Raw genomic sequence first — 12,629 nt, 5'->3', positions numbered from 1 at the left:
CTTTCAATGACTGAATCGTCACCGCCACCGCGAGCAGCGTTCGACAGCGCCTTTGCCCGCTGGCGCAGCGAGATCACTTGTCGGCCGACAATTGGTGAGTATCCGGTATATGACGATCATCTCTACCGCTGGTTGTTGGAAGACAGCGGTCGGATCGCAGCCTATCGCGGAGCAATCCAACGAGCAGCACCGCGCAGACGGGTGGTCGATCTTGGCACGGGTGCATCGGCGCCGCTCGCTATTATGTGTGCAGAAGCCGGAGCATCGCACGTTGATGCGATCGAGGTCATGCCTGCATCGGCAGAGGCGGCGCGAGTACATATTGCCAAGCTGGGATTGAGCGACCGCATCACCGTCCATTGTGGGCCGTCCACCGAGATCGAACCAGCCGAACCAGCCGATTTATGCGTGTCGGAAGTGATCGGAATGATAGGAAGTGCCGAGGGAGCCGTCGGTTCGCTCCTAAACGCGCGTCGGCTGCTCAAGCCTGACGGCCATATGCTGCCCAAGAGATGCATAACTTGGTTTGCGCCTGCATCGGTAGTCGAAGCGCCTTATCGAAACGCCGCCTGCACGGCGGTCGCAGATCATTATGCTCAGCGCATTAAACAGAGCGTTAGTCGAGATTTCACTCTTAGCCGCATTGTCACGTTCAACTTTCCTGAGTCACACTTGTTGGCAGACAAGCACATATTCGAGGATTTACGCTTCGATACCAGGGAGATTGCGGGAGACGCTGGCGAAGTGGTTTTCGATATTACGCGGTCGGGTCAACTAGGTGGTTTCGTATTATGGATAGAACGTAAGCGCTGTTCTGCTCCCACCTTGCGGGCGTGACGCGCAGCGCTGAGTCTCCGCCTTGATCGGTTGGAGGTGCGCTGGTGCTATGATGATGTCATGTGACGATGCTGGCACGAGCGTGGTTCAGCGGTTCGAGGTTTTTACGGGTGCAGGCAAGCGGCGCGATTGGCCGCTCGAGGTGAAGGCATCAATCGTCGCGGAGAGCTATTCAGGCGCTGAGACGGTCTGTTCGGTTGCTCGGCGGCACGGTCTGAGCCCGTCGCAGCTGTTCACCTGGCGCCGGGAGCTTCGCAAGCAGTTGGAGGCCCAGGGCCTGTCGCTGCCGATGGCCACGGCGCCGGCGCCTTCGTTCGTCCCCGCGGTGATCGATCCGCCGCCGGCAAGCGATCCGGCTCCGCCGGCCAGGCGCTCGCGGAAGCGCCGGCGCTCGCAGGCCGGTGCGGTCGAACTGGAGATCGACGGGGTGGCGGTGAAGATCGCCCGCGGCGCCGATGCGGGTGTCATCGCGGCGGTGATCGAAGCACTCAAGGCGACACGATGATCGGCCCTGGTGCCGGCGCGCGCGTGATGGTGGCGACGCGTCCGGTGGATTTTCGCAAAGGAGCGGACTCGCTCGCCGCTTTGGTCGGCGCTGAGTACGGCGGCGAGCCCTATTCGGGCGTGATCTACGTCTTTCGGGCAAAGCGAGCGGACCGGATCAAGCTCATCTGGTGGGACGGCACGGGCCTGTGCCTGATGGCCAAGAAGCTGGAGCAAGGTGGCTTCAAGTGGCCGGGCATCCGCGATGGCGTAATGCGCCTGACTGCGGCGCAACTGGGCGCGCTTCTGGAGGGTCTGGACTGGCGGCGGGTGCATGGCGGCCGTCGGCCGAAGGCACCGGTGATCGCCGCTTGACCGGGCATTCTTCTGCTGATTCAGTGCCTGCATGCTCTTGGAAGCGGACCTTCCCGATGACGTTGCAGCGCTCCGCGCGCTCGTCCTCGAACAGGCTCGCGAGCTCGACACGCTCAAGGCTTTTCAAGCCGAAGTCGAGCGTCTGAAGGCCATCATCGATGCCCTTCAGCGTCACCGCTTCGGCCGCCGCTCCGAACAGCTCGATCCCGATCAGCTCCAGCTCTGCCTGGAGGAGGTCGAGACGGCTCTCGCCGAGGCGGAGCACGCCACGGAGAAGGCGAGCCCGACCCGTGTTGGCCGTCCGCGCAAGACCAACCGCGGCAGGCTGCCCGCGCACCTGGAACGGATCGAGCAGGTCGTCGATGTCGAGGACAAGGCCTGCCCCTGCTGCGGCGGTACTCTCCACCAGATCGGCGAGGATGTATCCGAACGGCTCGACGTGGTGCCGGCCACCTTTCGGGTGCTGATCACGCGCCGGCCGCGCTACGGCTGCCGCTCGTGCGAGAGCGCGGTGGTTCAGGCACCGGCGCCAGCGCGGATCGTCGAGGGTGGCATCCCCACCGAGACGCTGATCGCCCAGGTGCTGGTCTCGAAGTACGCCGATCACCTGCCACTCTACCGTCAGGCGCAGATCTACGCCCGCCAGGGTATCCAACTCGACCGCTCCACCTTGGCAGACTGGGTCGGGCGAGCAGCTTGGTATCTACGACCCTTGCGCGACCACATCCTCGAGCGGCTGCGACGATCCGAGCGACTGTTCGCCGATGAGACCACCGCACCAGTGCTCGATCCGGGGCGCGGGCGGACCAAGACCGGGCAGCTGTGGGCCTATGCCCGCGATGATCGGCCGTGGGGCGGTAAGGATGCGCCGATGGTGGCCTATGTCTATGCCGCTGACCGCAAGGCCGAGCGACCTCACGCCCATCTCGGCGACTTTGCCGGCATCCTTCAGGTCGACGGCTATGGCGGCTATGCCGCGCTTGCCCGGCGGCGTGGCCAAGTCCAACTCGCCTTCTGCTGGGCGCATGTTCGTCGCAAGTTCTACGAGCTGGCCGACACATCGCCGGTAGCGACCGAGGTGCTGCGCCGCATCGCCATGCTCTACGCCATCGAGGACGAGGTGCGAGGATCACCGGCCGAGCAGCGGCGCGCGGTTCGCCACGAACGCAGCCGCGGCATTATCGACGATCTGCACCAGCATCTCGAGGCCCTGGCCCGCCAGGTCAGCACCAAGAGCAAGCTCGGCGAGGCGATCCGCTACACGCTCACCCGCTGGGACGGCCTCTCCCGCTTCCTCGACGATGGGCGCATCGACCTCGACAGCAACACCGTCGAACGCTCAATCCGCCCGCTGGCGCTCAATCGCAATTATGCGAAGCGCCGGATTATGCGCAGGTGCCGACGGCGGGTTGTGCCCAGTCCGCCATTTTTTTTCGTCGCACATGTTGCAGCATGACTAACTTCAGCTGCACATAATACGCCTTCCTCTCCACCCACCATCTGGAGAGGAGCCTTTCATGAAGTCTGATCTATTGCAGCCGGGACCGCGTCGCTGGCTGGCGAACAGTGTCTTTGCGTCCGTGGAGGAGGAGTATGTCTCCTATCTTCGAGCGGGCCGATATCATCCGAACACAGTGCGAGTATATTTTGCTTGCGTCGCGCATTTCGGGAAGTGGGCGACCGAGGAAGGCTTGGACATCGCGCTGATCGATGAGGCGGCGCAACGACGATTCCTGGATACCCATGTGCCATCTTGCGATTGCCCTTACCCGGTTCGCAAGCTGCGCCACGAGTTGCGCGTCGCTATCCGGCACCTTCTGCACGTGCTTCGTGCCCAAAGGCGGATTCCGGCGATCGAACAGAGGGGCCGGCTCGACGGTGAACTGGCAGCATTCGATCGTTACATGCGCGATGTCGGTGGTCTGGCGGACACGACGCGGCGGCAGCGGATCCATATCATTCGCCAGCTGCTCCTCGAGCGGTTCGGTGATGGCGAGATTGATCCTGAGAAGCTCGACCCGGCAGTCGTCCGGCGTTTTGTCCTCGGTGAAGGCCGTTGTTGGAGTGCTGGCGCCGTGCGTGTCGCTGGCGGCACAGTCGGTTGTTATTTCAAGTTTCGCAAGATGTTGGGCGATGATGTCGGTCGGCTCTTGCAAGCGATTCCTCGGGCCGCGCATTGGCGCCTGGCGGAGTTGCCCGACGTGTTGTCGCCAACTCAGATTGACGCGGTTCTCGCGTCATTCGACGATGATCTGCCCTCACGGCGGCGCGCCTACGCGATGGTCAGATGCGTCACCGATCTCGGGCTCCGATGTTCCGAGGTCGTAAAACTTCGCCTCGACGACGTCGACTGGCGCAACGGGATCATTCGCATAGCGAGGACCAAGACGCATTTCACCGACAGCCTTCCATTGCCGGCTGCCACCGGCGACGCCATCGCAGACTATTTGCGCCATGAGCGACCGAAGACCAGCAACCGTGCGATCTTCGTTCGCCATGTCGCGCCGTATGACGTCCCGATCAGGGCAGGCGTCGCCAAGCATGCGGTGATCGCAGCTTTCATACGATGCGGATTGGATCGAACTGATCCCCACGTTCTTCGTCACAGCATCGCGAGCCGCCTGCTCGCCGACGGCACGCCCATGAAGCACATCGCCGATGTCTTGCGTCACCGTAGCCTGGACACGTCGAAGATCTATACCAAGATCGATCTTCGCCGCCTGTCGGTCGTGGCCATGCCCTGGCCAGGGAGGGCGTGATGATGACGATCACCATGACAGCGCAGGTAGAGGCCTATCTTGCTGAACGTACGACGCTGGGATTTCTTGGCGCCGGGCCGAACGCCAGCCAGCTTCGTTCGTTCGCCAGATTCTTCGACGGCTCTGGCCATCGGAGTTCTCTCACATCGGACCTCGCGATCGAGTGGGCGAAGGGGCATGCTCGCAGCCGCGAGCCGAGGGCGTGGGCTCGCCGGCTCGATACACTTCGGCCCTTCGCCGCCTACCTTCTGCGGGAAGATCCGGCCACGGAGTTCCCGCAGACTCAGATATTCGGCAAGTCCCATCGCCGGGCCACGCCCCATATCTACACGGAAGACGAGATCTTGGCGTTGCTCGCAGCGGCACGCCGTCTCGATCCGGAAGGCGGGCTTCGACCCGCGGCGTTCGAGGCCTTTTACGGATTGATCGCCGCAACCGGCTTGCGCGTTTCCGAAGCGATCAAGCTGCGCTGCGCTGATGTGGACCTCGGAAGTCGATGTCTGACGGTCCGGATGACGAAGTTCAACAAATCGCGGCATGTGCCTTTCCACGCCACCGTCGCCGTCGCACTCGCCGATTATCTTGGCATGCGGGATCGTTTTCTACCGCGCGTGGCTGAGGACGCATTTTTCGTCTCGACCCCATCACGGTCGCTAAAAAAGCGCGCAGTACATTGGACCTTCCAGAAGTTGCGCAACGAAGCGGGCATCGTTGCCCGGGGTGCCTATCGCGACGTTCGTATCCATGACCTCAGGCACACGTTCATCTGCAGACGCATCCAACGGTGGCAAGCCGAAGGTGCCGATATCGACAATGCGATCGCGGCGCTCTCGACTTATGTTGGCCATGCAAAGGTATCGGACACCTATTGGTATTTGACCGGCATCCCGGATTTGATGGCCACCGCAGGCAACCGCTTTGAAGACTTCGCTTTCGGGGAGGCAGCTCATGGCTGAGCTTACTCCCCCGACATTGCCGACGCTCGTCCAGCGCTTCTTTCTGGATCATCTCGGCGAGCAGCGTGCGGTCAGCGCTCAGACCGTAGCGGCATACCGGGATACCTTGCGCCTGCTCCTCAACTACGCGGCGGCAGCACTCCGTCGAACGCCCACCGCCATCACTTTGCCCGATCTCGACGCGCCGTTGTTGCTCGCCTTCCTGGACCATCTCGAGAAGGATCGAGGCAACAGCGTTCGAAGCCGCAACGCACGTCTCGCCGCGATCAGGACGTTCCTTAAATATGCATCGCATCACGACCTTGCGTCGCTGGCGACGATCGAACGGGCGCTGGCGATCCCGCTCAAGCGGTTCGATCGATCAATGGTCGGGTTTTTGTCACGGCCCGAGATCAGCGCCATTCTCGAAGCACCTGACCGGCTTAGCTGGGCCGGACAACGCGACCGCGCCTTGTTCAGCATGATGTACAACACGGGCGCCCGCGTTTCCGAGATGATCGGCATGCGGTGCCGGGACGTTGTCCTTGAAGGGCAGCCCGCCGCGCATCTGCGTGGCAAGGGCCGCAAAGAACGCAGCGTGCCGCTCTGGCGCCCAACTGCCGCGCTGATCAGGTCCTGGCGCCGCCAGATCGGCGATCCCTCGGGGGATAGTATCTTGTTTCCGAACCGAAGTGGCGGCCGCATGACCCGCTCGAACGTCACCCAGCGCTTGAACCTTGCCGTTGCGACTGCAGGTCGCAAGAATCCGGGGCTCCTTGACCGCCCGGTCACACCCCATACGGTTCGACACACAACGGCGATGCACCTGCTTCAATCGGGCGTCGATATCACCGTCATCGCCCTGTGGCTCGGTCATGAGGATACGGCAACGACGCATATGTACGTCGAAGCCGATCTCGCGATGAAGGAACAGGCTCTGATGAAGCTGCAACCAAGCGCCGCCGCGCCAGGGCGCTTCCGAGCCTCCGACAATCTGATGAGCTTCCTGCAGTCGTTGTGATTATGTGAAGTTTGTGGCGGCGGGTCTGGTGCAACAACTGGACCCGCCGTCGGCACCTGCGCATAATCCGGCGCTTCGCATAATTGCGATTATGCATACCTTTCCATAATCGCAAGAATGCCCTGTTCGCCGGCTCCGATGAGGGCGGCGACAACTGGGCGGTGATCGCCACGCTCATCGAGTGCTGCAAGCTCAATGAGATCAACCCGCACGAATGGCTGACCAGAACCCTCACCAGACTTGCCGATGGGCATCATGCCAACAGCGTCGGCGAACTCATGCCTTGGACCGCCGTGGCCTGAAAACACCGCTTACGATAGAACTCCACGTTGATGAAGAGCATGTTATCTGCTCCTGGCGCGGATCGTCATGGGCTCCCGTATTCTTAGCTATGGCTCCTGTTGCAGTGCAGCCGGGTGATCGGCTCAATGTCTCACTAACCCGCTTCATTCACCGTGCAGGAGAGAACCCAAGTTATTCTATCATCGGTCATGTCGCTCGCGCTGGTCGCCCCGTCGCGGTCGTCGAGATCGTTGAGCTGCTGCCGGTTCGATGGACGCGAGGTTAAGCTAGCTGCGCTTGCCGCTCGAAGTCCATGGGGCTGAGATAGCCCAGGGTCGAGTGCCGGCGCGTCGGATTGTAGAAGCGCTCGATGTAATCGAACACGTCTGCCTTCGCGTGATTGCGCGTGCGGTAGGTTTTACGCCCGATCCGCTCGGTCTTCAGCGAGGAGAAGAAGCTCTCCATCGCCGCGTTGTCCCAGACGTTGCCCGACCGGCTCATGGAACAGGCCACGCCATTGTCGGCCATCAGCCGCTGGAACTTCTCGCTCGTATATTGGCTGCCCTGATCCGAGTGGTGCAGCAGGGCGTCGGGCTTTGCGCGGCGCCAGATCGCCATCATCAACGCGTCGGTCACGAGCTGGGCGGTCATGGTGTCGCTCATCGACCAGCCGACCACGCGCCTGGAGAACAGGTCGATAACGACGGCGACGTACAGCCATCCCTCGGCGGTCCAGATGTAGGTGAAGTCGGCGATCCACTTCTGGTTGGGCGCCTCGGCCGTGAACTGGCGATCGAGCAGGTTGTCGGCGATCACGGACCGCAGGCCGTCATCCTTCGGCAGCCCGCGGCGCCGGGGACGAGCCTTCAGGCCGTGAACACGCATCAGCCGCTCGATGCGATGCAGGCCGCATGAAAGGCCTTCGGCCAGAAGGTCGTGCCAGATCCGGCGCGCACCGTACGTCCGATAGCTGGAGATGAAGCTGGCGCGGACCTTGGCGCCGAACTCTTCATCGCTGCGGGCACGGGCGCTGGGCGCTCGGACCAACCAGGCGTGAAAGCCGCTGCGCGAAACACCGAGCGCTTCGCAGATCCAAGACACTGGCCAGATCCCTCGGTGCTTCGCGACGAAGGCGAACCTCATATCGAGTCCTTCGCGAAGTAGGCCGCCGCTTTTTTTAGGATGTCGCGCTCCGCCTTCATCCGGGCCAACTCGCGGCGCAGCCGCTCAATCTCCTGCTGCTCGGGCTTCATCACGCCGTGCCCGGGAAATGCCGATCCCGGATCGGCTTGATGGTCGCGAACCCATTTACGCAGCACGTTCTCGTGGACGTCCAGATCGCGCGCCGCCTGCGCCACCGACACCCCGCGCTCCCGCACCAGCTTCACCGCCTCGAGCTTGAACTCCCGGCTGAACTTCCGTCGTTGCATCCACACCCTCCGGTCCCAAAAACACCTTATCTCGGTGTCCACGGAACCGGCAGCAGCTCACGTATCGCTTTATGCTTGGCCTTGAGCCGTGGCGAAGCCACCGGCCCGTCAGGTCATATGGGGGCTTCGTATCTTACTGTTCTTGCCTGCGTGCGCGTCAGCGTGCGACCCCGCACTTGCACGGGATAGCCCATCCATCGTCACAGAATTGGCTATAGTTTCGGACTACAGGTTTCGTGGGATCAGCGCATCAGAGCGCGGGCCAGCGATACAGGCGAACGTCGAAATGGCGAGCGGCGACGGACTTGTGGTGGGCGTTTGGGCGTCGTCGATAGCCGACTATCATGGTTCCAATATCGAACTCGATTTTTATAGCGGATTCCGCAGTTCCATCGGAGAAACGCAAATCACTATCCTAGCCTATGGCTTTGTTTATCCAGGCGGCGATAGTGTCAACACCTACGACATAGAAGCATCGCTTACGAGGATGGTTGGCGCAGCTACCTTTGATACGCTTATTGCTCTCGCGCCTCGCCAAGGGAACGCTCCCCGCACAAATGTCTACTTGTCGGAAACGGTCACTCTTCCGCTCGCGCCTAACCGGCTCGTTCTCCGCCTACACTATGGCTGGGAAGAGGGTATGTATGACGACAAGCAAGATTGGAGTGTTGGCTTGCGATATACGAAGGGAAAGCTGGAAGCTTCATTGAGCTATGTCGACTCCGACTATCAACGATATGCCGGAAGGAACGCTGCCGGGAGCCTTGTAGGGGCAATGAAAGTTCGCTTCTAATTGGATTGCGTGGCTCAAATCTGCCTCAAACAGAAACGGCCCATGCTACGCTCAACAAGCGTCATTCAGGCCCATGCAATCTCACTGGACAGAGGGCATGTCTGATGGTATGCGTGGCCAGCTTAAAGCAAATACCGCCGTAAATTCAATACCTTGCCATGGCGACCGGGTGCCCGTAGGACACCGAGTCAGCGGCATCTCTAAGAGTGCTGGCCGATCGCGCGGATCACGCGCTCCACCCTGCCCTTCTTGCCCGCAAGCTTGGCATGGGTCCCGATCGGTTAAGTACCATCCCCGATAGGCGGGCGCGCGCTCAAGCGGCAGATCGGGGACGGAGGTTGCCCGAACGATGCCGACAGCTGTGCTTCCCAGGCCGCAACCCGGCGACGGCGGCAAAATCACACCCTTTCCAGCGGGGCGCGTGAGCGCGGTGCGGGGTGCGGTTGTTGACGTCACCTTTCCGTCCGGTTCGCTGCCCTTGGTGGAAGATGCTCTGCTATTGTTCAATGAGCCGGGCACGCCGATCGCCGCCGAGGTGCAGGCACACCTGGACCGTCACACGGTACGCGCCGTGGCGCTTACCTCGACATCCGGACTGCGTCGTGGCGGCGTGGCTCGTCGGGCCGGCGGACCGCTCGAGGTGCCGGTCGGAGACGCAGTCCTGGGCCGGCTGATCGACGTCGTCGGCCGACCCGGCGACGACGGACCCGCACTTACCGGCGATGTGCCGCGCCGTCCGATCCATCGGCCTGCCCCGCCGCTTTCGAGTCAGGTTGGCTCCGCCGACATTTTCGCCACCGGCATCAAGGTTATCGACCTGCTCGCACCGTTGAGCCGGGGCGGGAAGGCGGCCATGTTCGGCGGCGCCGGCGTCGGCAAGACCGTGCTGGTAATGGAATTGATCCACGCGATGGCGGAAACCTATCACGGCCTGTCGGTCTTCGCCGGCATCGGCGAGCGATCGCGCGAGGGACATGAACTGCTGCTCGACATGCGTGCGTCGGGCGTGCTCGATCGCGCGGTCCTCGTCTACGGCCAGATGAACGAGCCGCCGGGCGCGCGCTGGCGCGTGCCGATGACGGCACTCACCATCGCCGAATATTTCCGCGACGAACAGCATCGCGACGTGCTGCTCCTGATGGACAATGTCTTTCGCTTCGTCCAGGCGGGCTCGGAAGTGTCCGGGCTGCTCGGGCGACTCCCGTCGCGCGTTGGCTATCAGCCCACGCTGGCCAGCGAGGTCGCGGCGCTCCAGGAGCGGATCGCCTCGGTGGGCGATGCGGCGGTCACCGCGATCGAGGCGGTCTATGTTCCCGCTGACGACTTCACCGATCCCGCCGTCACTGCGATCGCCGCCCATGTCGACAGCACCGTGCTGCTCTCCCGGTCGATGGCAGCGGAGGGCATGTATCCGGCGGTCGACCCGATCGGTTCGACCTCGGTGCTGCTCGATCCGCTGATCGTGGGTGAGGACCATGCCCGAACGGCCCGCGAGGTCCGCCGCACGATCGAACATTATCGCGAGCTGCAGGACGTGATCTCGCTGTTGGGGGTCGAGGAACTCGGCGCGGAAGATCGCCGCATCGTCGGTCGGGCGCGCCGGCTCATGCGTTTCCTCACGCAACCCTTCTCGGTCACCGAGGCGTTCACCGGCGTGCCCGGGCGCTCGGTGGCGCTCAAAGACACGATCACGGGGTGCGGGCGCATTCTGTCCGGCGACTGCGATGGGTGGAGCGAGGAGTCGCTCTATATGATCGGCGCCATCGGCGAGGCGCGGCATGACGCATCCGAAGGGCCCGCCTCATGACGCTCCACCTCACCATCGCGACACCGGGGGAAGTGGTCGTCGATCGGCTCCCGGTGGCCGTCGTGCGTGCGGACGACGATTCAGGGAGCTTCGGCGTGATGGCCGGTCACGCGGACCTGCTGACGATGATGCGGCGCACCATCCTGCGCTGGCGCGAGCCGGATGGAACGCACGGCTATTGTGCGGTCGAAGGCGCGTTGCTCGTCGTCGACGGGGGTTCCGACGTGCGCGTGTCGGCGCGCCAGGCGCTGCGGGGCGAACGCCTGGACACGCTCGAGCAGGAGATCGGCGCCGCCCGCGAGCGGGAACTCGAGACGGCGAAGCATGAACGCGTGGCCGCCACTCGCCTACATGCACAGGCGGTGCGCAGCCTCGTCGCGCACCTGAAGGCGCCTTCGGCGGATGGGGACAGCTACGCATGAACCGCGAGCGACCGGACCCGCTGGCCGCGGCGGCGCGCGAAGCCCGCCGCCGCGCCGAACAGGCGGCTCGTCATCCCGAACCTTCGCTCGCGGCGCGGCTCGGACAGATCGGTGTGCTCGGCTGGATGATCGTGCTGCCGGCGCTCGGCGGCGCGCTGGTCGGTCGTCTACTCGACAAGCGCTTGCATACTGGCATCGAGATCACCGCCGCTCTGCTGATGCTGGGCGCGGCACTCGGCTTCTGGATGGCGTGGCGATGGATGCGGCGGCCATGATCGCCACCATCCAGCACGCCGCGTTCGGCGCAATGGCCGGTGTCATGATCGGCTTTGCGCATCTCCATACCCTGTCGCCAAGCGTGCGCTGGATCACCGAGGGGCGTGTGGGTGCGGCAGCCGGGTTGCAGGCGCTACGGTTTGCGCTGCTCGCATTGGTGCTGGTCCTGCTCGCCAGGCTCGGGGCTGTGGACCTGATCTCGGCCGCCGTCGCGCTCGTGGCCGTGCGTGCGCTGATGATGCGACGCCAGGCGAGAAAGAGCGGTGGACTATGAGAGAATCGCCGCTCACCCTCCATCCGCTTTTTCACCTGGGTCCGGTGGCGATCACCGCGCCCGTGCTCGTCACCTGGGCGATCATGCTGCTTCTCGTGGGCGGATCGGCGCTCTTCACTCGGCGGCTGCGGATCGTTCCGGGCAAGACGCAGGCCGCCCTCGAGCTGACCGTCGCGACGATCGACAGCCAGATCCGCGATACGATGCAGGCCGATCCCGCGCCTTATCGCGGGCTCGTGGGCGCCATCTTCCTGTTCATCCTGACGGCCAACTGGTCGTCGCTCCTCCCTGGCGTCGAGCCGCCCACGGCCCATCTTGAAACCGACGCGGCGCTTGCCGGCATCGTATTCGCAGCGATGATCTTCCACGGCGTGCGCACGCGCGGAGCGCTCGGTTACCTCAAGAGCTTCGCCGAGCCGAGCTGGTTCATGGCGCCGCTCACGCTGTTGGAACAGATCACGCGCACCTTCTCGATGATCGTGCGCCTGTTCGGCAATGTGATGAGCGGCGTGTTCATCATCGGCATCCTGTTGAGCCTCGCGGGTTTGTTGGTGCCCATCCCGCTGATGGCGCTCGATCTGCTGACCGGCGCCATCCAGGCCTATATCTTTGCGGTGCTGACCATGGTGTTCATCGGCGCCGCCATCGCGCCCTCCCCTCAAGCAGCTACGGAAACGACGCCATGACCAACTGGGCACACATCGCCAGTATATTTGCCGCGGCACTCGCCGTCTCCTTCGGTGCGATCGGGCCGGCGCTCGCCGAAGGACGCGCCGTCGCCGCGGCGATGGACGCGATCGCGCGCCAACCCGAAATGGCGGGCACGCTGTCGCGCACGCTGTTCGTCGGCCTTGCGATGATCGAGACGATGGCGATCTACTGCCTCGTCGTGGCGCTGCTGCTGCTGTTCGCAAACCCTTTCGCCGGCTGAGCGC

At 63.3% G+C, this 12,629-nt stretch carries 14 protein-coding genes and 2 pseudogenes; 15 read left to right on the top strand and 1 reads right to left on the bottom strand.

The genetic code is table 11. The annotated features are described in order from the left end of the window. Window positions 1–6: 6 nt before the first annotated feature. The 8 genes and pseudogenes from K426_RS10405 to K426_RS10370 all read left to right on the top strand — a co-directional run. A complete protein-coding gene (locus K426_RS10405) occupies window positions 7–837 on the top strand; it encodes a methyltransferase domain-containing protein (RefSeq protein WP_145907261.1) in 831 nt (276 codons plus the stop codon). 49 nt (window positions 838–886) lie between these two features. Continuing rightward, the gene (gene tnpA, locus K426_RS10400; RefSeq protein WP_066556627.1) at window positions 887–1,342 is read left to right on the top strand and encodes an IS66-like element accessory protein TnpA; all 456 of its coding nucleotides are present in this window, start codon (window positions 887–889) and stop codon (window positions 1,340–1,342) included. Further along, window positions 1,339–1,695, top strand: a complete 357-nt coding sequence (gene tnpB / locus K426_RS10395; RefSeq protein WP_066556620.1) for an IS66 family insertion sequence element accessory protein TnpB — start codon at window positions 1,339–1,341, stop codon at window positions 1,693–1,695. The genes tnpA and tnpB overlap by 4 nt, the downstream gene beginning before the upstream one ends. A 31-nt stretch (window positions 1,696–1,726) precedes the next feature. Then, window positions 1,727–3,070: pseudogene (tnpC, locus tag K426_RS10390) on the top strand (IS66 family transposase); the annotation flags it as partial. Window positions 3,071–3,212: 142 nt separating this feature from the next. Beyond that, window positions 3,213–4,454, top strand: coding sequence for a tyrosine-type recombinase/integrase (locus K426_RS10385; RefSeq protein ID WP_053085704.1), 1,242 nt, complete (start codon window positions 3,213–3,215; stop codon window positions 4,452–4,454). Next, window positions 4,454–5,410, top strand: a complete 957-nt coding sequence (locus K426_RS10380) for a tyrosine-type recombinase/integrase (protein WP_197672780.1) — start codon at window positions 4,454–4,456, stop codon at window positions 5,408–5,410. The genes K426_RS10385 and K426_RS10380 overlap by 1 nt, the downstream gene beginning before the upstream one ends. Next, on the top strand, window positions 5,403–6,410 hold the full coding sequence (locus tag K426_RS10375) for a tyrosine-type recombinase/integrase (protein ID WP_066556614.1): 1,008 nt from the start codon (window positions 5,403–5,405) through the stop codon (window positions 6,408–6,410). The genes K426_RS10380 and K426_RS10375 overlap by 8 nt, the downstream gene beginning before the upstream one ends. Window positions 6,411–6,517: 107 nt before the next feature. After that, window positions 6,518–6,712 (top strand): annotated as a pseudogene (locus K426_RS10370) (transposase domain-containing protein); the annotation flags it as partial. Window positions 6,713–6,974: 262 nt separating this feature from the next. Here the strand turns inward: K426_RS10370 and K426_RS10365 are convergent. Beyond that, a protein-coding gene (locus K426_RS10365) for an IS3 family transposase (protein ID WP_145907259.1) occupies window positions 6,975–8,122 on the bottom strand; the annotation gives its coding sequence in 2 pieces (ribosomal slippage) (window positions 6,975–7,861 and window positions 7,861–8,122; 1,149 coding nt in all). An 88-nt stretch (window positions 8,123–8,210) separates the two neighbouring features. Here K426_RS10365 and K426_RS10355 point away from each other — a divergent pair. The 7 genes from K426_RS10355 (at window position 8,211) to K426_RS10325 (ending at window position 12,625) form a co-directional block, all read left to right on the top strand. Further along, on the top strand, window positions 8,211–8,915 hold the full coding sequence (locus K426_RS10355) for a TorF family putative porin (RefSeq protein WP_082748545.1): 705 nt from the start codon (window positions 8,211–8,213) through the stop codon (window positions 8,913–8,915). 349 nt (window positions 8,916–9,264) lie between these two features. Beyond that, entirely contained in the window at window positions 9,265–10,722 is a 1,458-nt protein-coding gene (atpD, locus tag K426_RS10350; RefSeq protein ID WP_082748543.1) for a F0F1 ATP synthase subunit beta, read from the top strand. After that, window positions 10,719–11,144 carry an ATP synthase F0F1 subunit epsilon gene (locus K426_RS10345; protein WP_066556589.1) on the top strand — a complete coding sequence of 142 codons (426 nt, stop codon included), beginning with the start codon at window positions 10,719–10,721 and terminating at the stop codon, window positions 11,142–11,144. Before atpD ends, K426_RS10345 begins: the two co-directional genes overlap by 4 nt. Continuing rightward, window positions 11,141–11,419 carry an AtpZ/AtpI family protein gene (locus tag K426_RS10340; protein WP_066556585.1) on the top strand — a complete coding sequence of 93 codons (279 nt, stop codon included), beginning with the start codon at window positions 11,141–11,143 and terminating at the stop codon, window positions 11,417–11,419. The genes K426_RS10345 and K426_RS10340 overlap by 4 nt, the downstream gene beginning before the upstream one ends. Next, complete coding sequence (locus K426_RS10335) at window positions 11,416–11,694, top strand: hypothetical protein (protein ID WP_145907256.1); 279 nt, start codon at window positions 11,416–11,418, stop codon at window positions 11,692–11,694. The genes K426_RS10340 and K426_RS10335 overlap by 4 nt, the downstream gene beginning before the upstream one ends. Continuing rightward, window positions 11,691–12,380 carry a F0F1 ATP synthase subunit A gene (locus K426_RS10330; protein ID WP_066556581.1) on the top strand — a complete coding sequence of 230 codons (690 nt, stop codon included), beginning with the start codon at window positions 11,691–11,693 and terminating at the stop codon, window positions 12,378–12,380. Before K426_RS10335 ends, K426_RS10330 begins: the two co-directional genes overlap by 4 nt. Beyond that, window positions 12,377–12,625, top strand: coding sequence for a F0F1 ATP synthase subunit C (locus K426_RS10325; protein ID WP_066556573.1), 249 nt, complete (start codon window positions 12,377–12,379; stop codon window positions 12,623–12,625). Before K426_RS10330 ends, K426_RS10325 begins: the two co-directional genes overlap by 4 nt. The last annotated feature ends 4 nt before the right edge of the window (window positions 12,626–12,629 follow it).

Origin of the sequence: Sphingobium sp. TKS (assembly GCF_001563265.1) — a bacterium.
GTDB lineage: Bacteria > Pseudomonadota > Alphaproteobacteria > Sphingomonadales > Sphingomonadaceae > Sphingobium.
The sequence above is the reverse complement of the archived record's forward strand: the minus strand, read 5'-3'. Positions and strand labels throughout refer to the sequence as shown.